This is a genomic window from uncultured Intestinimonas sp. (genome assembly GCF_944387245.1).
GTDB lineage: Bacteria > Bacillota > Clostridia > Oscillospirales > Oscillospiraceae > Intestinimonas.
The window spans coordinates 1-21,462 of record NZ_CALXEE010000033.1; the positions used below are offsets into that span (position 1 = coordinate 1).

Below are 21,462 nucleotides of genomic sequence, written 5' to 3' on the forward strand. Positions count from 1 at the left end.
AATGCTGTTCCCCATATGGGGAACAGCATTTTTTCATTTTTGGGCTTACATGAGCGGCGCGAACACACGGAGAACAGCCCGGTAGGCCTTCCGCCACCATGGGAGAGCCCGGCTCTGCTCCAGGGTGATGGGTTGGCACTTCTCAAGCGTGGCCAGGAAGTCGGCCTTGATGTCCCTCACCGTGGGATCACCGCACAGCCACACGCCATTTTCAAAGTGGAGGAACAGACTGCGGTAATCCATGTTTACTGTGCCGACAGTGCCGTACTTGTCGTCCACAGCGAAGTTCTTGGCGTGAACAAAACCGGGGGTATACTCGTAGATCTTGACCCCGGCTTCCAGCAACGGACCATAGTGGGCCCTTGTGACCTCAAAGACTACCTTTTTGTCCGGGATATGAGGGGTCATGATGCGCACATCCACTCCCGACTTGGCTGCGATGCACAAAGCCGTATTCATGCTGTCGTCCACGATGAGATAAGGGGTGGTGATATAGACATAGCGCCTGGCCCTGTTGATGAGGTTGAGGTAGACCGTCTGGCCTACCGCCTCCCCGTCCAGAGGGTTGTCGGTATAGGGCTGCACATAGCCCGTTCCCTTGGGCGGCGTCTCCCACTTCGGACGGAAGGTGTCATAATCCTCCGTGAAGGTCTCCCGTGTATAGTCCCACAGGGTGAGGAACATTACCGTCATGCTCCAGGCCGCCTCTCCCCGGACCAGGATGGCGCTGTCCTTCCAGTGGCCGAATCGGACCTTTTGGTTGATATACTCATCGGCCAGGTTGATGCCGCCGGTAAAGGCCGCCTTTCCGTCGATGACCAGGACCTTTCGGTGGTCCCGGTTGTTGAGCCGCAGGGACAGGATGGGGACAAAGGGGTTGAAGACGCAGCACCGGATGCCGGTACGCTTTTCCAGCTCAGAGGCGTACTCCCGGGGCAGGGTGAACATGGAACCGATGTCGTCGTACATCACCCGTACATCCACCCCCTCCTTCACCTTTTCGGTGAGGATGTCCAGGATGGTGTCCCACATGATCCCGTCCTCGATAATAAAATACTCCAGGAAAATATATCGCTCCGCCTTCTTGAGCTCCTCCACCATCCGGGCAAAGCAGTCCTCCCCCAGGGGAAAATACTCGGTTTCCGTGCCGCCGTACACCGGACAGTGGGCCATGTGCTCCAGATACCGGGCCTGGTGCACAGCATCCTCGCCAAAGGTGATGAGGCTGTCCGCCTTGAAGTCCTGATGCAGCACCTCCAGCATCTTCTGGTCCATTCCCTCCATCTTACGTTGGGTCCGCTTACTCAGCTTGTTGCCGCCGAAGAGGAGGTAGAAGAGCCCGCCAAAGATGGGGAAGATCAGAATGGGGACGATCCAGGCGATTTTATAGGCCGGTTCACTACTCCGGTTCACGATCCAGAAAACTGCCGCGATGCTCAACGCCACACAGATCCCATAAAAGGGCAGGAAAAATTCGTTGAACCGCAGGAGCATAAGCACCAGCACGGCGATTTGGATGAGGAGGAATACCCCCATCAACACCGCCCGGTGGAACAGCAGAGAGACCAGTTTCTTCATATATGCCTCACAGTGACAAGTGTTTTTGCTTTTCAGATGTTTTCCTCATCAGCCAGCCGTCTTGGGTGGACGCAGGACCACGTTCTCCGGGCCCAGCAGCTCCTCCAGCTCCCGGATCAACGCCGGGTGCTGGATACATAAACCCCGGCGTTTCCGGCCACTACCGGCAAAATAGAAGATCACCTTTTCGGTACCGGGGAACATGAGGAAGATCTTCTGGACCCGCTCCCAGACCAGGCCCTCCTCCTGTTCCAGCTTGATATAAAGGGTATTTGCTTTCGTGGCTGCCGTCTCTTCTTCCGGCTGGCCCGGCACCATACCCAGGGAGTGGACCTCATCCACCAGCAGCTGGGGCGCCTTCTCATCCCGGACAGAGAGCCGGCCGGTGACCCAGACCGGGGTGTTCTCCTGAAGCAGGGAGCCGCTGGCGCTGAGGGTGCGGGCAAAGACCAGCAGCTCCATGGAGCCGGTGTCATCCTCCAGGGTGACATAGCACATGAGGGTGTTGTTCCGCGTGGTCTTGGTCTTGGCTGCGGCCACCACCCCCGCCAGGGTAACCTTTTGCTCATCCCGATAGGTGTCCGGGCCGCTCTCCTTGCCGAAGTCGGCCAGGATGGCTCCCATGGGGGCGGCGTGCACCGCCTTGGCGGCCTGCCGGTACTCGTCCATGGGGTGCCCGGTGAGGTAGAGGCCGGTGGTCTCCTTCTCCATGGCCATCCGTTCCTGCCGGGTGAACTCAGGCAGGTTGGGCAGAGGCGGGTCGGTGACGGCGGAGGGCTCCTCGCCCCCGCCGCCAAAGAGGTCGAACTGCCCCTCCAGGTTCTTCTTCCGCTGCTGGGCCACTCCGTCCAGCACCTGGCCATACACGGCCAGCAGCTGGGAGCGGCGGTAGCCCAGGCTGTCGAAGGCGCCGCACTTGATGAGGCTCTCGGCCACCCGTCGGTTGAGGTCGGCGCCCCCCATGCGCTGGCAGAAGTCGGCGAAGGAGGTGAAGGGTCCCCCCCGCTCCCGCTCGGAGAGCAGGTCCAGGATGACGCCCCGGCCCACGCCCTTCACTGCCACCAGACCGAAGCGGAGGTTGTCCCCCTCCACGGTGAAGTCGGCGCCGGAGGCATTGATGTCGGGGGGCAGCAGGTCGATGCCGCTCTCCCGGCACTCCCCGATGTACTCGGCCACCTTGGCCTGGGAGTCCAGCACCGAGGTGAGGAGGGCAGCCATATACTCCCTGGGATAGTGGTACTTGAACCAGGCCGTCTGGTAGCAGACGATGGCGTAGCTCACGGCGTGGGCCTTGTTGAAGGCGTAGTTGGCAAAATCGTAGATCTCGTCGTAGATGTCCTGGCCGGTCTGCTCCGGGATGCCCAGGGCGATGCAGCCGGGGATGTTCCGCTCCTGGTCGCCGTAGATGAAGGCCTGGCGCTCCTTCTCGATCTGTGCCTTTTTCTTCTTGGAGATGGCCCGGCGCACCATATCGGCCTGGCCCAGGGAGTAGCCGCCCAGCTTGCGGAAGATCTCGATGACCTGCTCCTGGTAGACGATACAGCCGTAGGTCACCGACAGGATGGGCTCCAGGGCTGGATGCTTGTACCGGATGAGCTTGGGGTCGTGCTTGCAGGCGATGAACCGGGGGATGGACTCCATGGGGCCGGGGCGGTAGAGGGCGATAATAGCCGTGATGTCCTCGATATCCTTGGGCTTGAGGCCCACGCACACACCCGTCATGCCAGGAGACTCCATCTGGAACACGCCGGAGGTCTTGCCCTCAGAGAGCATCTGAAAGACCGCCGGATCGTTGTCCGGTATGTTGTGGAGGTCGAAATCGGGCTCCTTCCGGCGGACCAGTTGCACGGCGTCGTCCAGCACCGTCAGGTTCCGCAGGCCCAGAAAGTCCATTTTGAGGAGACCCAGCTCCTCCAGGGTGGTCATGGTGTACTGGGTGACCACCGACTCGTCGTTCTTGGCCAGGGGGACATAGTCGTCCACGGGAAGCCGGGTGATGACCACGCCAGCGGCGTGGGTGGAGGCGTGGCGGGGCATGCCCTCGATGCTGCGGGCGGTGTCGATGAGGGTCTTGACCCGCTCGTCCCCCTCGTAGAGGTCCCGCAGGGGCTTGGACAGTTTCAGGGCCTCGTCCAGGGTGATGTGAAGGGCGCCGGGTCCGCTGGGCACCTGCTTTGCGATGTTGTCCACCTCAGCGTAGGGGACATTGAGGGCCCGGCCCACGTCCCGGATGGCCCCACGGGCAGCCATGGTGCCGAAGGTGACGATCTGGGCTACATGGTCTGCGCCGTACTTGCGGCAGACATAGTCGATGACCTCCTGCCGGCGGCGGATACAGAAGTCTATATCGATATCGGGCATGGTGACCCGCTCCGGGTTGAGGAAACGCTCGAAGTAGAGGCCATATTTGGTGGGGTCCACATCGGTGATGTGGAGACAGTAGGACACCATGCTGCCGGCGGCGGAGCCTCGACCGGGGCCCACGGGGATATTGTGCCGCTTGGCGTAGCCGATAAAGTCGGAGACGATGAGGAAGTAGTCCACAAAGCCCATCTTGCGGATCATGTCCATCTCGTAGGAGAGCTGCTTCCGGTCGTCCTCCGGGGCGTCGGGATAGCGCTGGGCAAAGCCGTCCAGGCACAGCTTTTCAAAATAGGCGTCCCCGTCGGTCCAGCCCTCGGGCAGCTTGAACTCAGGCAGGTGGTAGGTGCCGAACTGGAATTCCACATTGCAGAGGTCGGCAATCTTTTGGGTGTTCTCCAGGGCTTCCGGGCAGCTCTGGAAAAGCTGGGCCATCTCGGCCTCACTCTTCACATAGAACTCCTCGGTCTCAAACTTCATCCGGCCCGGCTCGTCCACCGTCTTGCCCATCTGGATGCACATGAGCACATCCTGGGTCCGGGCATCCTCCCGGGTCAGGTAGTGGGCGTCGTTGGTGGCCACCAGGGGGATGCCCGTCTCCTCGTGGAGGCGCAGCAGTCCCTGGATGATGGCCGGGTCCTCGGGCAGGCTGTGGTCCTGGAGCTCCAGATAGTAGCCGTCGGGGCCGAAGAGGTCCCGCATGGCCAGGGCCTCCTTCTTGGCGTCCTCATACTGGCCGTTGCGGAGCAGCCGGGGCAGTTCACCCGCCAGGCAGGCGGAGAGGGCAATGAGTCCGCCGGCGTGCTGCCGCAGCAGCTCCTTGTCGATGCGGGGCTTGATGTAAAAGCCCTCGGTGAAGCTGCGGGAGACCATGTGGCACAGGTTGCGGTAGCCCTCCTCGTTCCGGCAGAGCAGGATGAGGTGGCGGGGGGAGGAGTCGAACTCGTGCTCCTTCTGGAACCGGGTCCGGGGAGCCACATAGACCTCACAGCCGATGATGGGCTTGACCCCTTCGGCCTTGCAGGCCTTGTAGAAGTCCACCGCCCCATACATGACGCCGTGGTCGGTGATGGCCACGGCGTTCTGCCCCAGCTCCTTCACCCGCTTCACCAGCCCCGGAATGCGGCAGCAGCCGTCCAGGAGGCTGAACTCGGTATGGACATGCAGATGGACGAAGGACATAGGGGACCTCCTCGTATCAAAATAGTGTCAGTAAATCTCGCTTACCCCTCCTCCGCCAGCTCCATGAGCTTGCGGAGCCGGTGGTTGAGGCAGGATTTCGTGACCGGCGGATCGCTGAGGGCGGCCAGCTGGGACAGTGTGAGCTCCGGGTGGCTGAGGCGCAGCTCCGCCGTAGCCCGGAGCTTGTCCGGCAGGGAGTCCAGCCCCCGGCTCCGGGCGTACCGCTCGATGGCCTCCACCTGCTCCAGGGCGGCGTCCACCGCCTTGTCCAGGTTGGCCGAATCGCAGTTCACCCGGCGGTTGACGCTCCCCCGCAGGTGCTTTTCCAGTTTGGCGTTCATGATCTCCATGGCCGACACCGGGGCCCCCAGGGCGGTGAGGAAGTCGGCAATGGTCTCGCTGGGCTTGAAGTAGGTGATGTAGTTGGATTTCCGGGTGGTCTGCTTGGGCTCAAAGCCCACCTCCCGCAGCAGTGCTGCAAGCTCCCGGCTCACGTTGAAGTGGGTGGTGCAAAGCTCCAGGTGGTAGCTCTTGGCCGGGTCGCTCACCGAGCCTCCCGCCAGGAAGGCCCCCCGCAGGAAGGCGGACCGGCAGTGGTCCTCCTCCACCATGGCAAAATTGATGTGGTGGGCCAGAGAGGCCTCCGGCTCGTAGCCGAAGGCCTCCCGGACGGCGGTGAGCTTGGCGGGGTCGGTAAGGTGGAAGGTCTGCTTCCCCGCCGCCGACGCTGTCACGGTGTCGAATTCCACCCGAAAAGCCCGGCGGAAGAGCTCCGGCAGGCGCTTGGCAAAGGCGGGTGAGGCGGTGACCACCTTGGCCTCCGCCCGGGTGAAGCTGCGGCAGAAGAGCAGAGCGCCGTAGGCCTCCGCCCGGGCACAGCACCGCCGGGAGAGCTCCCCCCGGCACAACTCGGTTTTGACTTGGTTGGAAAAGGACATAGGCGCTCCTTTTTTCTTTCTATGATGGGTATCAGCCCGGTCACTCCTCCAGACGGAACGGGGTCTCCTCGGCGCCCAGCTCGTGGGCGATGCGGATGGAGCGCTCGGCCAGCAGCTCCATGACGGCGGCCGACAGCCGGACCACCGAGTGGCGGGCGTAATCGGAGGTCTCGGAGGCCAGCGGCCGCTCCACCAGCTCCACACCCAAGGCCTCTACCCGGTCCCGGTCGATGACGATGGGAGCGGCGTCCTCCTCCCGGTAGCGCTCCACCAGACCGGGCCGCACCTGGGCCGAGTTGGCCAGGCACAGGTCCACCAGACCCGGCCCGCCCCCGTGGGACAGGAGGGCGGCCACGTGGTCGGCCACGGTGTAGCCCTCGGTCTCCCCGTCCTGGGTCATGATGTTGCAGATATAGACTTTCAGGGCGTCGGAGTCACGGAGGGCCTCCCCCACCCCGTCCACCAGCAGATTGGGGATGACGCTGGTGTAGAGGCTCCCCGGCCCCAGCAGGATGAGATCGGCCTCCCGGATGGCCTGAAGCGTCTCCGGGAGCGCAGGAGGCCGCTCCGGCAGCAGCCGCACCCGGACGATGCGGCAGTCCTGCTCCTTCTTGAAGGCGCAGATCTTGGATTCCCCCACCACGCTCTTCCCGTTTTCAAAGGTGGCCTCCAGCTGCACGTTCTCGTTGGTCACCGGCAGCACCCGGCCCGTGATGGCCAGGACCTCACTCATCCGGGCCACCGCCTGGTCAAAGGAACCGGTGATGCCGTTGAGAGCCGCCAGGATCAGGTTGCCGAAGGACTGGCCGGTAAGGCTCCCCGACCCGCCGGGAAACCGGTAGGTCAGAAGCTGGTTCATGATGGGCTCAGCGTTGGCCAGGGCCTCCATACAGTGGCGGATATCCCCCGGCGGCGGCATGCCCAAATCCTGCCGGAGCATACCGGAGCCGCCGCCATCGTCGGCCACGGTGACGATGGCGGTCAGATTGCGGGTATACTGCTTCAGACCACGGAGCATGGTGGAAAGGCCCGTGCCGCCGCCGATGGCGGCGATCTTGGGCCCGTGCTCCCAGCGCTGGTCGCTGCGGCTGTACTGCTCGCTCATACGTCAGTCCCTCGTCATGTCACGGTGGCTCTCAGAGGCGTTGTACCCCTTCTGCCGGATGAAATCGGCCAAAGCCCGGGTCACCGCCACCGACCGGTGGTGTCCGCCGGTGCAGCCCACGGCGATGACCAGGGCCGTCTTGCCCTCCTCCACGTAGAGGGGCAACAGGAAGCTCAGCAGGCTCTCCAGATGGGCCATCAGGTCCCGGGTCTGCTGGTAGCCGAACACAAAATCCCGCACCCCGGCATCCAGCCCCGTCTGGTGTCGGAGCTCGGCGATATAGTAAGGGTTGGGCAGACACCGCACGTCGAAGACCAGGTCGGCCTCCAGGGGAATGCCGTTTTTGAAGCCGAAGGAGATCACCGACACGCTCATGGCCGGCTTGCCGTCCCCCTCGCCGAAGAGGCGGAGCATCTCCCCCCGCAGCTTGGCGGTGGAGAGGGCCGAGGTGTCCAGGATGTACTCCGAGCGCTTCCGCACCGGCTCCAGCGCTGACCGCTCCAGGGCCACCGCCTCCTCCAGAGAGCGTCCCGCCTTGGCCAGCGGGTGGCTCCGCCGGGTCTCCTTGTACCGCTTGATGATGGCCTCCAGACTGGCCTCCACAAAGAGGATCTTGTAGTCACAGCCCATATCCTTAAGCTGGGCCAGGGCGTCAAAGAGGGCGTCGAAGGTCTGACCGCCCCGGATGTCGGTGACCAGGGCCACCTTGTCGTAGCGCCCCTGGCCCGCCATGCACAGCTCGGCAAACTTGGGAATGAGGGCGGCGGGCATATTGTCCACCACATAGTAGCCCATATCCTCCAGAAAGGAGGCGGATTTGCTCTTTCCGGCCCCGGAGAGGCCGGAGATCAGGATGAATCTCATGGTGCTCACCTCACGGATCGCTTACACGCCCAGGGTGCGCACTTCCAGCTCCAGCTCCACGCCGGTCTCCTTGAGCACGGTCTCCCGCACCTGGTCAGCCAGGGTGAGCACGTCCGAGCACGTGGCGTTCCCCAGGTTGACGATAAAACCGGCGTGCTTCGTAGAGACCTGAGCACCGCCCACAGTGCGGCCCTTGAGCTTGCACTCGTCGATGAGGGAAGCGGCAAAATATCCCTTGGGGCGCTTGAATACACTGCCGGCGCTGGGCAGGTCCAAAGGCTGTTTGTGGCGGCGGCGGTTGCCGAAGTCGTCCATCAGGGCCTTGATGTCCCCGCTGTCCCCAGGCTTGAGCTCCATCTCCGCCGCGAGGATGAGACGGCTCTCGTCCTGGAAAGCGCTGTGGCGGTAGGAGAAGTCCAGGTCGTCCCCCGCCACGGTCTCCTCCTCACCCTCGGTGGTGAGGCAGCGCACAGAGCGGACCACCGCCTTCATCTCCCCGTCATAGGCGCCGGCGTTCATGGTGACGGCGCCGCCCACCGAGCCGGGGATGCCGTGGGCGAACTCCAGGCCGGAAAGGCCCTTGTCCATGGCGAAGCTGGACAGCCGGGAGAGGAGCACGCCGCTGCCGGCTGTGATGATGTTATCGTGGTGCTCCAGCTTGCCCAGGCCGTCCACCGCCTTGATGATAAAGCCCTCGTAGCCCTGGTCGGACACCAGCAGATCGCTGCCATTGCCCATATAGAAGGGATGGATGTCGTGCTGCAGGGCGGTGCGCACCGCCTTCTTGGCATCTTCCTCGGTCCGGGGCAGGGCCATGAGTCGCACCGGCCCGCCGATGCGGAAGGTGGTATGGCGGCTCATGGGCTCCTCCGCCCGAAGCTCCAGGTCGGGACAGGTCCGGGACAACTCCCGGAACAAAGACGCATATCGGTCCATACTCTCTTTTCCTCCTATCAATATCTAAAGACGCCGGTGGCCACACCACTCGGCGATATGCTCAATCATTGGAGCAACCCAAAGGCCATATGCTCCCAATATGAATATTATAACAGAACCGGCGCTCAAATAGAATAGTTCCGCCAAAAAAGGCCGTCCTCAGCCCGGGCCAAACAGGTTCTGGAACTCCTCCCGGCTCCCTTTGAACACATTGAGATCAATACGCTCCTCTCCTCCGCTGTACCCCTCCAGCCGGGCGCTGTGGGAGTACTGCCAAAACGTCCAGGGCTTCCAGAAGGGGGCCACCACAGGGCTGGAGAGCCAGAAGAGGTAGTCCTCATACCCCTCCTTCAGGTAGAGGTCGTAGGAGCGATAGGTCACATAGAGGATGGGCTTGACCCCGTAGTGCTCCTCCAGCCGGCCCAGCAGGGGGTCCAGAACGGCCTTCACATGGTCCTTGTCCGGCGGATTTTTCAGGTTGTCGCCATAGAACTCGATGTCCACCACCGGAGGCAGCGCCCCCGGGGTGACGGGGACGGCGGAGATGAAATTGTCGGCCTGGGTCTCGCCGGGGCTGTCGTAGCTGAAGAAGTGGTAGGCCCCCACCCGGACTCCGGCGGCCTGGGCCGCGGCCCAGTTCTGGGCAAAGCGGACATCCTGGAGAGAACTGCCCTCGGTGGCCTTCAAAAAGGCAAAGTCCACCCCCTGGGCCGCCAGGGCGGTCCAGTCCATCTCTCCCTGGTACACAGAGGCGTCCACCCCAAAGACCTCCCACTGGTTTGGGTCGGCCTCCTGGGAGAAGAGGATCAGTCCCCGCCAGCGGCAGAATTGAAAGGCTCCGTAGGCCACCAGGACCAGCACGGCCCCCAGCACCACCAGCCGAAACAACAAGCGCAGAACGCGGATGAGGAACTTCACAAAAAATCACCATGATATATGATACGGCACTTTCGGTGGAAAGGCAACCGTCTTTTCTCCGGCGGAACAGCAAGAGGCAGGAAAACAGCCGGACCGCCTTTCGGCGATCCGGCTGTGATATCGTTCCTTTTATTCCAGAGCGGTATAGCCCATGAGGTACTGGTCCACCTCCCGGGCGGCCTCCCGGCCCTCCCGGATGGCCCACACCACCAGGGACTGGCCCCGGTGCATGTCGCCAGCGGTGAACACCTTCCGGTCACCTCCGCAGGCGGCGTAGTGACCCTCCCCGGTCTTGACACAGGAGCGGGGGGTGCGCTCCAGGCCAAAGGCCTCGGGCACATAGTCCTCCGGCCCCAGGAAGCCGGCGGCGATGAGGAGGAGCTGACAGGGCAGCTTCCCTTCCGTACCAGCCACGGGCTTGAGCTTTTCGTCCAGCTGCACCGTCTCCACGGCGGTGAGACGGCCCGACTCGTCCCGGACCAGTCCGGTGAGGGTGGTCTGGAAGATACGGGGGTCGTGGCCAAAGACGGCGGCGGCCTCCTGCTGGCCGTAGTCGGTCTTGCACACCTTGGGCCACTCCGGCCACGGACAGGCGTCCGTCCGGTGGTCGGGGGCCTTGGGCATCATCTCCAGCTGGGTGACGCTCTTGCAGCCCTGCCGCAGGGCGGTGCCCACACAGTCGTTGCCGGTGTCGCCGCCACCCACGATGACCACGTCCAGCCCTTTGGCAGAGACGGTGGCAGCGGTCGGGTCGCCGGCCAGAAGGGCCATGGTGGCCGCCTTCAGGTAGTCCACGGCGAAGAGGACGCTCTCCCCTTCCCGGCCCGGCACCGCCAGGTCCCGGGGATGGGCGGCACCGCAGCAGAGGACCACGGCATCATATTCCTCCAGCAGGGTCTGGGCGGTGATGTCCCGGCCCACGTCCACGCCGGTGCGGAAGGTGACCCCCTCCTTGGTCATGAGGTCGATGCGCCGCTGGACCACGGTCTTTTCCAGCTTCATGTTGGGGATGCCGTACATCAGCAGCCCGCCGGGCCGGTCGGCCCGCTCAAAGACGGTGACGGTGTGGCCGCGGTGGTTGAGCCGGTCGGCACAGGCCAGGCCGGAGGGGCCGGAGCCCACCACCGCCACCGTTTTCCCGGTGCGGACACGGGGCGGACGGGGCTGGACCAGGCCCTTCTCCCAGGCCTCCTCGATGATGCCCAGCTCGTTCTCCCGGACGGTGACCGGATCGCCGTGGAGGCCGCAGGTGCAGGCCGCCTCACAGAGGGCGGGGCACACCCGGCCGGTGAACTCCGGAAAGCTGTTGGTCTTCAGCAGCCGGCGCAGGGCGTGGTCGAAGCTGCCGGTATAAATGAGGTCGTTCCACTCGGGGATCAGGTTGTGGAGAGGGCAGCCGGACACCATGCCCCCCAGCACCGCGCCCGACTGACAGAAGGGCACGCCGCAGGCCATGCAGCGGCCTCCCTGCCGCCGACGCTCCTCCCGGCTGAGCCGGGGGTGGAACTCATTGAAGTGACGGATTCGCTCCAGGGGCGGCTGGGCGGGCTCTCCCTGCCGCGGATACTCCATAAATCCAGTAGGCTTTCCCATTACCGCTTCCCTCCTCTGGTGTTGAGATAGAAGGCCTCCACCTCGGCCTGCTCCTTGTCCATGCCCCGGCCCTCCAGCGCCGCAGTGGTACGCAGCATCCGGTCGTAGTCCATGGGCAGGATCTTCTTGAAGAGGGGCAGCCAGTGGTCCAGGTCCTCCAGAATGGCCTTGGCCCGAACGGAGCCCGTAGCCTCGGCGTGGGCCCGGAGGATCTTCTCCAGGCGCTTGGCGTCCTCTCCGTCGGTGACCGGCTCCATGGAGACCAGAGTCTTGTTGAGACGGAGATACAGGTCCCGCTTCTCGTCCAGGACGTAGGCCACGCCGCCGGACATGCCCGCGGCGAAGTTCCGGCCCGTGGGTCCCAGGATGACCGCGCAGCCGCCGGTCATATACTCACAGCCGTGGTCACCCACGCCCTCGGCCACCGCCGTGGCGCCGGAGTTGCGGACACAGAACCGCTCCCCCGCGATGCCGGCAATATAGGCCTCGCCGGAGGTGGCGCCGTAGAGGGCGGCATTGCCCACGATGACGTTTTCATCGGCCACGAAGGTGCTCTCCTTGGGCGGATACAGGGCCAGGCGGCCGCCGGAGAGGCCCTTGCCGAAGGAGTCGTTGGCGTCGCCCTCCAGCTCCAGGGACACCCCCTTGGGCAGGAAGGCACCGAAGGACTGGCCGCCGCCGCCGGTGCACTTGATGGTGATGGTCCCCGGCGGCAGGGCATCGCCGTGGAGACGGGTGACGTCGGAACCCAGAATGGTGCCCAGGGCCCGGTCGGTGGAGGAGACAGCCAGCTCCACATGGCCGGGGGCCCCCTGCTCCAGGGACTCCTTCAGCCGGGGCTCCAGCTCCCGCAGGTCCACCGTCTGCTCCAGCTTGAAGTCGTAGACGTCTGCCGGGTCAAAGTGCCGCTTGGCGCCGGCCTTCCCCCAGGGGTCGGCCAGCAGGCCGGAGAGGTCCACGCCCACGCTGTTCTCCCGGAGAGAGAGCAGGTCGGTGCGGCCCACCAGCTCGTCCACGGTACGCACGCCCAGCTTGGCCATATGCTCCCTCAGCTCCTGGGCGATGAAGGTCATGAAGTTCACCACGTGCTCCGGCTTGCCCTGGAAACGCTTGCGCAGCTCCGGGTCCTGGGTGGCCACGCCCACGGGGCAGGTATCCAGGTTGCACACCCGCATCATGACGCAGCCCATGGAGACCAGGGGGGCGGTGGCAAAGCCGAACTCCTCGGCGCCCAGCATACAGGCGATGGCCACGTCACGGCCGGACATGAGCTTACCGTCGGCCTCCACCGCCACGCGGGAGCGCAGGCCGTTGGCCATGAGGGTCTGGTGGGTCTCGGCCACGCCCAGCTCCCAGGGGAGCCCGGCCCCGTGGATGGAGGTGCGGGGGGCGGCGCCGGTGCCGCCGTCGCTGCCCGAGATGAGGACCACCTGGGCGCCCGCCTTGGCCACGCCGGCGGCGATGGTGCCCACCCCCGCCTCACTGACCAGCTTCACCGAGATCCGGGCCCGGCGGTTGGCGCACTTGAGGTCGTAGATGAGCTGGGCCAGGTCCTCGATGGAGTAAATGTCGTGGTGGGGCGGCGGAGAGATGAGGGTGACGCCGGGGGTGGAGTGGCGGCACTTGGCGATCCAGGGGTACACCTTCCCGCCGGGCAGATGGCCGCCCTCACCGGGCTTGGCGCCCTGGGCCAGCTTGATCTGGATCTCGTTGGCGCTGACCAGGTAGGCGCTGGTGACGCCGAAGCGGCCCGAGGCCACCTGCTTGATGGCGGAGTTGCGGTCGGTGCCCAGGCGCTCGGGCTCCTCGCCGCCCTCGCCGGAGTTGGACCGCCCGCCCAGCATGTTCATGGCCTTGGCCAGGCACTCGTGGGCCTCCCGGGAGATAGAGCCGTAGCTCATGGCCCCCGTCTTGAAGCGCTTGACAATGGAGGACACCGGCTCCACCTCGTCCAGGGGGATGGGTTCTTTGGCGTAGCTGAGCTCCAGGAGCCCCCGGAGGGTCCGGGGCTTGGTCTGATCGTCCACCAGGGCGGTATACTGCTGGAAGAGGCCATAGTCCCCGCGGCGCACGGCCTCCTGGAGCAGGTGGATGGTTTGCGGGGTGTAGAGGTGCTCCTCTCCCCCGGACCGGGCCTTGTGGCAGCCCAGGGAGTCCAGCTCCAGGTCCACCTCCAGGCCCAGGGGATCGAAGGCCTTGGAGTGGGTGCGCTCCACCGCCGCGCCGATCTCCTTGAGGCCGATGCCGCCCACACGGGAGACGGTGTTGGTGAAATAGCGGTCGATGACCTCCTTGGAGATACCCACCGCCTCAAAGATCTGGGCGGACTGGTAGGACTGGATGGAGGAAATGCCCATCTTGGAGGCCACCTTCACGATGCCGTGGAGGACGGCGTTGTCGTAGTCGGCCACGGCGGCGTGGAAGTCCTTGTCCAGCTGGCCGTCCTCGATGAGGGAGACGATGGTCTCCTGGGCCAGATAGGGGTTCACCGCCCGGGCGCCGTAGCCCAGCAGGGCGGCGAAGTGATGGACATCCCGGGGCTCGGCGGATTCCAGGATGATGGATACCGCCGTGCGCTTCCTGGTGCGGATGAGATGCTGCTCCATGGCGGACACCGCCAGCAGGGACGGGATAGCCATGTGGTTCTCGTCCACCCCCCGGTCGGAGAGGATGACCACGTTGGCTCCACGGCGGTATGCCCGGTCCACATCGAGGAAGAGGCGGTCCAGGGCTTCCTCCAGAGAGGAGCCCTTGTAGTACAGGATGGACACCGTCTCCACCTGGAAGCCGGGCCGCTTCATGGCCTTGATCTTGATGAGGTCGGTGGAGCTCAGAATGGGATTGCGGATCTGGAGGACCCGGCAGTTCTCCGCCTTCTCCTCCAGCAGGTTGCCGTCGTCGCCCACATAGACGGCGGTGTCGGTGACCAACTCCTCCCGGATGGCGTCGATGGGGGGATTGGTGACTTGGGCGAAGAGCTGCCGGAAGTAGTCGAAGAGGGGCCGGTCCTTCTTGTCCAGCACCGCCAGAGGGATGTCAGCCCCCATGGAGGCGGTGGGCTCGGAGCCGTCCCGAGCCATGGGCAGGATGGTGTCCCGCACATCCTCATAGGTGTAGCCAAAGGCCTTCTGGAGCCGCTGAAGCTCCTCCCGGCTCCGGGACTCCACCCGGCGGTTGGGCAGGGACAGGTCGGCCAGGCCCACCAGCTCCCGGTCCAGCCACTCACCGTAGGGCGCCTTGGCGGCCTGGGTCTCCTTGAGCTCCCAGTCCCGGATGACTCGCCCGGCCTTGGTATCGGCCAGGATCATCCGGCCCGGGCCCAGCCGGCCCTTCTCACACACCATCTCCGGGGGCAGGTCCAGAACGCCCACCTCGGAGGCCAGGATGAGCCGCTGATCGTTGGTGATATAGTACCGGGCGGGACGCAGGCCGTTGCGGTCCAGCACCGCACCCAGGAGATCGCCGTCGGAGAAGAGGACCGCCGCAGGGCCATCCCAGGGCTCCATGAGGGTGGCGTAGTAGCGGTACATATCCCGGCGGGCGCGGGACATGGTCTTGTCCTCCTGCCAGGGCTCCGGGATGGCCGCCATGACGGCCAGGGGCAGCTCCATGCCCGCCATCATCAGGAACTCCAGGGTGTTGTCCAGCATGGCCGAGTCGGAACCCTCCACATTGATGACGGGGTAGATCTTGTCCCGCTCTCCGTCCAGCAGCGGGGAGGACATGGTCTCCTCGCGGGCCAGCATGCGGTCGGCGTTGCCCCGGATGGTGTTGATCTCTCCGTTGTGGGCCAGCAGCCGGTTGGGGTGGGCCCGCTCCCAGGAGGGGTTGGTGTTGGTGGAGAACCGGGAGTGGACGATGGCGATGGCGGAACGGCAGTCCTCGTCCTGGAGGTCCAGGTAGAAGGCCCGCAGCTGGTTCACCAAAAACATGCCCTTGTAGACGATGGTCCGGCTGGAGAGGGAGCAGACATAGGTATCCTTGTCGGTGTGCTCAAAGGCCCGGCGGGCCACGTATAGCTTCCGGTCAAAGGGCAGTCCCCGCTCCACGCCCTCCGGGCGCTTCAGGAAGACCTGCATGATGCAGGGCATCTTGGCCAGGGCCCGCTCTCCCAGCACAGAGGGGTCCACGGGCACCTCGCGCCAGCCCAGTACCTCCAGGCCCTCGGCCGCCGCCGCCCGCTCAAAGCTCTTCTGGGCCCGGCCCCGGAGCAGCACGTCCTGGGGCAGGAAGAACATGCCCACGCCGTAGTCCCGCTCCCCACCCAGGGCAAAGGGCACCGCCTTTTTAAAAAAGTCATGGGGGATCTGGAGCAGTATGCCCACGCCGTCGCCGGTCTTGCCCTCGGCGTCCTTACCGGCGCGGTGCTCCAGCTTCTCCACGATCTTCAGGGCGTCGTCCACCGTCTGCCGGGTCTTCCGGCCCTGGATGTCCACCACGGCACCGATGCCGCAGGCGTCGTGCTCCAGCACCGGGTCGTAGAGCCCGGACCGCTGAAAGCCCTCACTTCTGGTCTTTTTCATCTCCGCATCCCCTTTCCGGGTGTGTCCGGCGGCCAGGGCCGTCCGGCGTTTTTCATTTTTTACCATTCAATGGTTATAAAAAAGGGGCGCGCCGCCACCGCGCCGGACGGGGACGTCTGGCACGGCAGCACGCACCCCATTGTACGCGCCAACAATATCAAAGAATCTTTCGGATTCGCTCCACCGCCTGCTTTGTGGCTTCGGCGCCGCCGAAGCCGGTGAGGCGGATATACCCCTCCCCGCTGGGGCCAAAGCCGGCACCCGGGGTGGTGACCACATTTGCCTCACGCAGGAGGGTGTCGAAGAACGACCAGGAGTCCGTCCCATCCGGGGTCTTCACCCACACGTAGGGGGAGTCCACGCCGCCGGAGACAGTGAGCCCGGCGTCTGCCAGGCCGGCCCGGATGGTCCCGGCGTTCCGGAGGTAGCAGGCAATGTTCTCCATGACCTGCTTTCGGCCCTCTTCGGTATAGGTGGCCTCGGCACCCCGCTGGACGATATAGGGCGCACCGTTGAACTTGGTGCACTGGCGGCGGTTCCACATCTCCCGGAGACTCATGCCATCCCGGACCAGCTCCTTGGGAATGATGGTCGCAGCGCACCGGGTACCGGTAAAGCCAGCGGTCTTGGAGAAGGAACGGAACTCGATGGCGCAGGTCTTGGCGCCGGGGATCTCAAAAATGGAGTGTGGGATCTCCGGCTGGGTAATAAATGCCTCATAGGCGGCGTCAAAGAGGATGACCGCACCGCAGTCGTTGGCGTAGTCCACCCAGGCCTGGAGGACCTTCCGGCCGGCCACCCCGCCGGTGGGGTTGTTGGGGAAGCACAGATAGATGAGGTCGGCCTTTTCCTGGGGAATCTCAGGAAGAAACCCATTCTCTGCCGTACAGGGCATGTAGAAGAGCCCCGTCCACCGCCCAGTGTCCGCGTCATAGTCCCCCGCCCGGCCCGCCATGGCGTTGGAGTCCACATACACCGGATATACCGGGTCGCACACCGCCACTTTGTTGCCGCTCTGGAAGAGATCTACAATGTTGCCGCAGTCACTCTTGGCGCCGTCGCTGATGAAGATCTCCTCGGGGGAGATGTCCACCCCCCTGGCCTGAAAGTCATGTCTCGCCATGGCCTCCCGGAGGAAGGCCCAGCCCTGCTCGGGGCCGTAGCCGCGGAAGGTCTCGGCCTTTCCCTGCTCGTCCACCGCCTTGTGCATGGCCTCCAACACCGCCGGTACCAGAGGCAGAGTCACGTCGCCGATGCCCAGGCGAATAATGTCGGCCTCAGGGTGCTCCCCGTTGTAAGCCGTCACCCGGCGGGCGATCTCGGAAAAGAGATAGCTGCCGGGCAGTTTTGCGAAATTCTCGTTGATGTGCACGTTGTTACCTCCTTATGATCCCCCCGGCCACTCACCTTCAAACACGGTGAACGCGGGGCCTTCCAGAAAAATGGAGCCCTCCGGGTCCGGCCAATCCAAAGAGAGGACGCCGCCAGGCAGCTCCACCCGCCCCCGCCGGGCCGTCAGTCCGGAGACCGCCGCCGCGGCAAAGGCGGCACAGGCGCCGGTGCCGCAGGCCAGGGTCTCCCCGCAGCCCCGCTCCCATACCCGCATCCGCAGTAGGTCTGGGGTGGCGACCTCCACCAGCTCCACGTTGGTCCGGTCCGGGAAGGCGCTGTGGCGTTCCAGCTCCGGCCCCACCTGTTCCAGCGGAGCGCGGTCCAGCCTGGGCACAAAGATGACGGCGTGAGGGTTGCCCATGGACACGGGCCGTACCCGCCAAGTTCTTCCTCCCGCCTCCAGGACCAGGGATTCCCCCAGCACCGGCCGCCCCATCTCCACCCGGATGCCGTCTGCGGAGGCGGTGAGGATACGGAGCCCGGCGTCGGTCTCCACAGTGAGAGGGCTTCCCTCCTCCGCCAGGCCGTGGGACCAGGCGTAGGCGGCCAGACACCGGATACCGTTGCCGCACATGGCGGCCCGGGAGCCGTCAGCGTTGTAAAGGGCCATCCGCAGACGGCCGTCTTTGCCGTGGAGCACACACAGCAGTCCGTCTCCCCCCACCCCGAAATGGCGGTCGGTGAGGGTACGGGCCAGCCTAGAAAGCTCTTCTTCCGGCTGTTGGCGGGTCAAGTCCAGGCAGACGTAGTCGTTGCCCAGGGCCTGCATTTTGGTGAAACGCATCGTCAGACCTCCTGTCCGGCGCTCTCCCCCTGTGGATAGCATAAGGGCGGCAGTCCAGCATCGCGTTCCGAACTGCCGCCCCGGGCGGAGAGACATCCTCGTCTGACGATATGTATGCGCCTGGGACCGATCCTAGGCCATCTTTGGCCCTCCAATCTTCCGGTGGCGTTTTTTCGGGGCGGCGTTAGCCCATGCCCAGCACCAGCCGGGCAGTCTGGACCATCTTTACCCCGGAATCCATACTCTTTTTCTGCAAAAACCGATGGGCCTGCTCTTCTGTCATACCGTTGCGGTCCATGAGCAGTTCCTTGGCCGACCGGATGAGGTTCTCCTCCTCCTGACTGCGCTGGGGACGGACGAACTTCTCCAGCCGGTGCCCCATCTGGAGCAACAGGCGCACCGACGCCACCAGATCACCCCGGCGCACCGGGGACGCCAGACGGAAGATGTCGTCGTTCTGGCACAGGTCCAGCATGCCCTGGACTGCCACCATCAGCATGGAACAGGTGGGCGGCAAGTCTTCAAAGAGGGCCTCGGCGGGCTGGTCAGGCAGCTTGAAGCCACAAATCACAGTGGCGATCCGCTGCTTGCTCACGATGCGCTTGACCTCGGCGGCCGAATGACACAGGATACAGGCGGCGGTACCGCTGGTCTCCAGGATGTCCCGGATCCGCTCGCAGCTGCGGTCGCTCTCAAAGGCCACGATGACACTTTCCATCTCCAACGTTTCTCAACTCCTTCTGGCAGGAGTGACACGCCGGCGCCAGGCCGACATGCCTGCGGGGTCATGGGTCTCTATTGGGAATCAGTAGTTGATGATATACTTGTCCCGCTCCCAGGAACTCACGCGGGTGCGGTACTCATCCCACTCCTTCATCTTGCCCTCGATGAAGTTGGTGGCCACGTGCTCGCCCAGAGTATCCAGGATCAGCTGATCCTTCTCCAGGGAGTGGATGGCCTCCTCCAGGGAGCCGGGCAGGGACGCAATGCCGTTGGCCTCACGGGTGGCCTGATCCATGGCGAAGATGTTCTCGGTGACCTCGTCGGGAGGCGTCATGCCCTTCTCGATGCCGTCCAGGCCGGCGGCCAGGCACACGGCAAAGGCCAGGTAGGGGTTGCAGGCCGGGTCGGGGGAACGCAGCTCCACACGGGTGGCCTGACCACGGGCGGCAGGGATACGGATGAGGGCGGAACGGTTGGAGGCAGACCAGGCCAGGTAGCAGGGAGCCTCGTAGCCGGGCACCAGACGCTTGTAGGAGTTCACCAGGGGGTTGGTAATAGCGGCAAAGCCCTTCACGTGGGCCAGCAGGCCGGCGATGAAGCTGTAAGCCTCCTTGGACAGGCCGCGGGGATCGTTGGGATCATAGAAGACGTTCTTGCCGTCCCGGAAGAGGGACATGTTGGTGTGCATGCCGGAGCCGTTGATGCCGAAGATGGGCTTGGGCATGAAGGTGGCGTGGAGGCCGTTCTTCTGAGCCAGGGTCTTGACCGCCAGCTTGAAGGTCATAATGTTGTCGGCGGTGTGGAGGGCCTCCTCGTACTTGAAGTCGATCTCGTGCTGGCCCTCGGCCACCTCGTGGTGGCTGGCCTCGATCTCGAACTTCATAGCCTCCAGGGCCATGCAGATCTCCCGGCGGGTGGACTCACCGTGGTCCAGAGGACCCAGATCAAAGTAGCCGGCCTCATCGTTGGTCTTGGTGGTGGGCTTGCCCTCGTCGTCGGTCTGGAAGAGGAAGAACTCCGCCTCGGGACCTACGTTAAAGGCGTCATAGCCCATGGCTTTTGCCTTCTCGATGGCACGCTTCAGCACGTACCGGGGATCACCTTCAAAATGGGAACCGTCGGGGTTGTGGACGTCGCAGATGAGACGGGCCACCTTCCCATGGCTGGGCCGCCAGGGAAACACCCGGAAGGACTTCAGATCAGGGTACAGATACTGGTCGGACTCGTCGATACGTACAAAGCCCTCGATGGAGGAGCCGTCGAACATGCACTGGTTGTTGACCGCCTTCTCGATCTGGGAGGCGGTGATGGCCACATTCTTAAGCTGGCCGAAGATGTCAGTGAACTGCAGGCGGATGAACTCGATGTCCTCCTCCTTGACCATACGAATAATGTCTTCCTTGGTGTGCGCCATTGTTGGTGTCCCCTTCCTCTATTGGATTCGCCATCGGCGGTGCGGATGACCTTGGATAGCAGAGAAGGCGCTCCGCCCTCATCGGGTGGAACGCCTTCGTTCTCAACTGATGCGCTAAGTATACCGGTTCCCCCATCCTCTGTCAAGACCCAGATTCTGCTTTAACGCTTTTTTGTAGCAAGTGGCGGGAGGACTTCCCCTTCCTGCTTGGCCCTTTATGCACTTTTTCGTGTTGTTTTATTTCCCCCAGAAGGTCCGTATCTCCTCACTGTGGGCCAGACCCTGATCGTAGCCGTCTTTCCACAATGCCCGGATTTTATCCAGATCCCGTTCTACCCGGGAAAAGCCCTCGGTGCTCTTTGGGGCAATGAGAAGGACCTTTCCCTCCTTCTCCAGTTGAAAGAGCTCCTCCCGGCAGGCATTATACCGCTCTGCCCGGGTGCGCATGGTCTCGCAGAAATTCGGGTATCGGCTGTATCGTAGATTGATGAGCTGCTGAAACTTTTCCGGTCCCCGTCGGTAGCTACGCTCCCTGGTGAGGACTACCACCACCCGGTCACAGCCCATCTCAAAGGCCCGGCGGTACGGGATACCGTCCGCCGAGCCCCCATCCAGATAGGGCATTCCGTTTATCCAGAAGATGGGGAAGAGAACGGGCATGGCACAGGTAGCCTGCAGAATGAGGAATTTATCATCCCGCCGGGGGACCGGCAGATACTCCGCCTGACCGCTTTTCAGGTTGCTCACCACCGCTTCCACCTCTCCGGGAAAGGCGGCAAAGGTGTCATAGTCAAAGGGCACCAGTTCATTTGGGATGGTCTCATAAGTAAAACGCAGGCCGAAGTAACAGCGGTTGGACGGAACCAGCAGGTTCCGAAGCCCCATATAGCGTTTGTCGTTGGCATACCTGGTCACGATCTCCAGATTGCGTCCCTTCTGGCGGGAGACATAGCTCACGCCGTAGGCGATGCCCGCCGAAACCCCGATGACATAGTCGGGCAGAAGGTCCGCCTCCAGCAGGGCGTCACAGACGCCGCTGGAAAAAATGGTTCGGAGGGCGCCGCCCTCCAGCACGATGCCGGTCTTCATGGTATCACTTCCTTGCCGTTTTATTATACGCCCCCTTCCGCCAAATTGTAAAGCCGCCCGCC

General features: G+C 64.0%; 14 protein-coding genes. All 14 read right to left on the reverse strand.

Annotation, left to right across the window (positions count from 1 at the left end):
• Positions 1-45: 45 nt before the first annotated feature.
• The gene (cls, locus tag Q0K15_RS05955; protein WP_294513752.1) at positions 46-1,578 is read right to left on the reverse strand and encodes a cardiolipin synthase; all 1,533 of its coding nucleotides are present in this window, start codon (positions 1,576-1,578) and stop codon (positions 46-48) included.
• A gap of 48 nt (positions 1,579-1,626) precedes the next feature.
• Positions 1,627-5,121, reverse strand: a complete 3,495-nt coding sequence (locus Q0K15_RS05960) for a DNA polymerase III subunit alpha (RefSeq protein ID WP_294513754.1) — start codon at positions 5,119-5,121, stop codon at positions 1,627-1,629.
• Positions 5,122-5,162: 41 nt separating this feature from the next.
• Positions 5,163-6,059, reverse strand: a complete 897-nt coding sequence (gene whiA / locus Q0K15_RS05965) for a DNA-binding protein WhiA (protein ID WP_294513756.1) — start codon at positions 6,057-6,059, stop codon at positions 5,163-5,165.
• A gap of 40 nt (positions 6,060-6,099) precedes the next feature.
• The gene (locus tag Q0K15_RS05970; protein ID WP_294513761.1) at positions 6,100-7,164 is read right to left on the reverse strand and encodes a gluconeogenesis factor YvcK family protein; all 1,065 of its coding nucleotides are present in this window, start codon (positions 7,162-7,164) and stop codon (positions 6,100-6,102) included.
• A 3-nt stretch (positions 7,165-7,167) separates the two neighbouring features.
• Entirely contained in the window at positions 7,168-8,028 is an 861-nt protein-coding gene (gene rapZ, locus Q0K15_RS05975; RefSeq protein ID WP_294513768.1) for an RNase adapter RapZ, read from the reverse strand.
• A gap of 21 nt (positions 8,029-8,049) precedes the next feature.
• A complete protein-coding gene (murB, locus tag Q0K15_RS05980) occupies positions 8,050-8,964 on the reverse strand; it encodes a UDP-N-acetylmuramate dehydrogenase (protein ID WP_294513770.1) in 915 nt (304 codons plus the stop codon).
• A 159-nt stretch (positions 8,965-9,123) separates the two neighbouring features.
• Positions 9,124-9,882, reverse strand: a complete 759-nt coding sequence (locus Q0K15_RS05985; protein ID WP_294513780.1) for a GH25 family lysozyme — start codon at positions 9,880-9,882, stop codon at positions 9,124-9,126.
• A gap of 129 nt (positions 9,883-10,011) precedes the next feature.
• Positions 10,012-11,475, reverse strand: coding sequence for a glutamate synthase subunit beta (locus tag Q0K15_RS05990; RefSeq protein ID WP_294513782.1), 1,464 nt, complete (start codon positions 11,473-11,475; stop codon positions 10,012-10,014).
• Complete coding sequence (gene gltB, locus Q0K15_RS05995; RefSeq protein WP_294513784.1) at positions 11,475-15,998, reverse strand: glutamate synthase large subunit; 4,524 nt, start codon at positions 15,996-15,998, stop codon at positions 11,475-11,477. The genes Q0K15_RS05990 and gltB overlap by 1 nt, the downstream gene beginning before the upstream one ends.
• 157 nt (positions 15,999-16,155) lie before the next feature.
• Complete coding sequence (locus Q0K15_RS06000; RefSeq protein ID WP_294513785.1) at positions 16,156-17,370, reverse strand: LL-diaminopimelate aminotransferase; 1,215 nt, start codon at positions 17,368-17,370, stop codon at positions 16,156-16,158.
• Between the two features lie 12 nt (positions 17,371-17,382).
• The gene (gene dapF, locus Q0K15_RS06005; RefSeq protein ID WP_294513792.1) at positions 17,383-18,174 is read right to left on the reverse strand and encodes a diaminopimelate epimerase; all 792 of its coding nucleotides are present in this window, start codon (positions 18,172-18,174) and stop codon (positions 17,383-17,385) included.
• A 184-nt stretch (positions 18,175-18,358) separates the two neighbouring features.
• Positions 18,359-18,892: an ANTAR domain-containing protein gene (locus Q0K15_RS06010; protein ID WP_294513806.1), complete on the reverse strand. Its 534-nt coding sequence runs from the start codon at positions 18,890-18,892 to the stop codon at positions 18,359-18,361.
• 87 nt (positions 18,893-18,979) lie between these two features.
• Positions 18,980-20,311, reverse strand: a complete 1,332-nt coding sequence (gene glnA / locus Q0K15_RS06015; RefSeq protein WP_294513799.1) for a type I glutamate--ammonia ligase — start codon at positions 20,309-20,311, stop codon at positions 18,980-18,982.
• A 237-nt stretch (positions 20,312-20,548) separates the two neighbouring features.
• The gene (locus tag Q0K15_RS06020; RefSeq protein ID WP_294513804.1) at positions 20,549-21,400 is read right to left on the reverse strand and encodes a patatin family protein; all 852 of its coding nucleotides are present in this window, start codon (positions 21,398-21,400) and stop codon (positions 20,549-20,551) included.
• Positions 21,401-21,462 lie beyond the last annotated feature (62 nt).